The sequence below is a fragment of the Streptomyces sp. RP5T genome (genome assembly GCF_003933965.1).
Lineage (GTDB): Bacteria > Actinomycetota > Actinomycetes > Streptomycetales > Streptomycetaceae > Streptomyces.
The window spans coordinates 1-2,605 of the sequence record NZ_RSAJ01000864.1 but is presented as its reverse complement, the minus strand read 5'-3'; the positions used below and the strand labels follow the sequence as shown (position 1 = coordinate 2,605).

The following is a 2,605-nucleotide window of genomic DNA, read 5'->3' as shown; positions in this document are numbered from 1 at the left end:
GCTACGCCCGCCGCACCCTCGCCGAGGGCCGCCGCCCCGACCCCGCGACCATCCGCCCCGAGGAGTTCGTCAACAGCTTCCGCCAGGACTACGACCGCCCCGACGGCAACGGCTTCACGGTCACCGTCGACGGCGCCCGCACCGGCCAGGACGGCTGGTCGCTGGTCCGCGTCGGCCTGGCCACGAGGAACGCGGCGGACGACCCGGACGAACGCCCGCCCGCCGCCCTCACCTTCGTCATCGACATCTCCGGCTCCATGGCCGAACCCGGCCGCCTCGACCTCGCCCAGCGCTCCCTCGACACCATGACGGAACGGCTGCGCGACGACGACTCGGTCGCCCTCGTCACCTTCAGCGACCAGGCCGAGACGGTCCTGCCGATGACCCGCCTCGGCGACCACCGCGACCGCGTCCACCGGGCGATCGACCGCCTGGAGCCGACGTACTCCACCAACCTCGGCGCGGGGGTCGAGACCGGCTACGAGACCGCGGTCGAGGGTCTGCGCGAGGGCGCCACCAACCGGGTCGTCCTCATCTCCGACGCCCTCGCCAACGACGGCGAGACCGACCCCGACGCCATCCTGGACCGCATCGACACCGCCCGCCGCGAGCACGGCATCACCCTCTTCGGCGTCGGCGTCGGCAGCGACTACGGCGACGCCCTCATGGAACGCCTCGCCGACAAGGGCGACGGGCACACCGTCTACGTCTCCGACGACGACGCCGAGAAGGTCTTCTGCGAACAGCTCCCGCAGAACATCGACCTGACCGCCCGCGACGCCAAGGCCCAGGTCGCCTTCGACCCCGAGACCGTCTCCTCCTTCCGCCTCGTCGGCTACGACAACCGGCGCGTCGCCGACGACGACTTCCGCGACGACCGCGTGGACGGCGGCGAGGTCGGCCCCGGCCACACGGTCACCGCGCTCTACGCGGTCCGCACCCGGCCCGGCGCCGACGGCCACCTTGCCACCGCCACCGTGCGCTGGCAGGACCCGAGGACCCGGGCCCCGCACGAGAAGTCGGCCGGCCTGGAGACCTTCGACGACTCGCTGCGGGAGGCGGACCCGCGCTTCCAGGTCGACGCGGTGGCCGCCTACTTCGCCGACGCGCTGCGCGACGGCTACGCGGACGACCGGCTGCCGGGACGCCCCTCGATGGGCGAACTGGCCGACTGGGCGGACGCTCTGGGGGACCGCACCGAGGACGGCGCGGTACGCCAACTCGCCGACACCATCCGCCGGGCCGGACACCTCGCGGACTGACGCCGCCCCATTGACCTTTTCTTACTTGAGAGTAAGTTAGCGGCCCAGTCGGAGCCGACCGGGGAGCCACCATGGGCGTACGCAAGGATCTGAAGAGGGCGAAACACCTGGCGGGCCGGACCGCGGTCGAGATCGTCAAGGACGATGACGGTGTCGTACGCGAGGCCCGCACACCGCCCCTCGTGGCGCCCCCGGCCACGGGCAGCATCGCCGACCTCCCCTTCACCAACAGGGCCGAGGCCCCCGACGCCGTCGTCCTGCGCCGCCGGGACGAGCGGGGCTGGCACCCGGTGACCGCCGACGAGTTCGCCGCGGAAGTCACCGCCGTGGCCAAGGGGTTGATCGCCGAGGGGCTCGAACCGGGCGGCCGGGTCGCGGTGATGTCCCGCACCCGCTACGAGTGGACGGTCCTGGACTTCGCCATCTGGGCGGCCGGCGGCCAGACGGTCCCCGTCTACGCCACCTCCTCCGCCGAGCAGGTGGAGTGGATCGTACGGGACTCCGGGGCCCGCCACTTCTTCGTGGAGACCGCCGACAACCTGCGCACCGCGACCGCCTCTGACCACCCGCCCCCCGATCTCGTGCGCTACTTCCAGATCGACAGCCACGACCTGGCCGCCCTCAAGGCCAAGGGGCACGGCGTCCCCGACGAGGAGGTCACCGGGCGCCGCGCCGCCCTGACCCCCGACACCATCGCCACCGTCTGCTACACCTCCGGCACCACCGGCCGCCCCAAGGGCTGCGTCCTCACCCACGCCAACCTGCACGCCGAGGCCGCCAACACCGTCGAACTGCTGCACCCCATCTTCAAGGAGGTCACCGACCGGACCGCCTCCACCCTGCTCTTCCTCCCGCTCGCCCACATCATGGGCCGCACCCTCCAGATCGCCTGCCTGATGGCCCGCATCGAGATCGGCCACTGCCCGAGCATCAAGCCCGACGAACTGCGCCCCGCGCTCAAGGAGTTCCGTCCGACCTTCCTGGTCGGCGTGCCGTACCTCTTCGAGAAGATCCACGCCACCGGCCGCGCCACCGCCGAGAAACTGGGCCGCGCCGCCTCCTTCGACCGCGCCCACCGCGTCGGCGTCCGCTTCGGCGAGGCGTACCTGGACAAGTTCCTGGGCCGCGGCAAGGGACCGGGCCCCGGTCTGTACGCCGCCTGGGGCCTGTACGACCTGCTGGTCTACCGCCGGATCCGCAAGGAACTCGGCGGCCGCATGCGCTACGCCATCAGCGGCGGTTCACCCCTGGACCGCGAGCTCAACCTGTTCTTCTCCGCGGCCGGGATCATCATCTACGAGGGCTACGGCCTCACCGAGACCAGCGCCGCCGCCACCATCGTC

2 protein-coding genes are annotated in these 2,605 nt (G+C 72.1%); both read left to right on the top strand.

Going from position 1 to position 2,605, the window contains the following annotated elements; translation table 11 throughout:
- Positions 1 to 1,262, top strand: a 1,262-nt coding sequence (locus EHS43_RS42180; RefSeq protein WP_125195765.1) for a von Willebrand factor type A domain-containing protein, incomplete at its 5' end; no start/stop codon positions are given.
- Between the two features lie 71 nt (positions 1,263 to 1,333).
- On the top strand, positions 1,334 to 2,605 hold a 1,272-nt coding region (locus EHS43_RS42175), incomplete at its 3' end, for a long-chain fatty acid--CoA ligase (protein ID WP_125195764.1).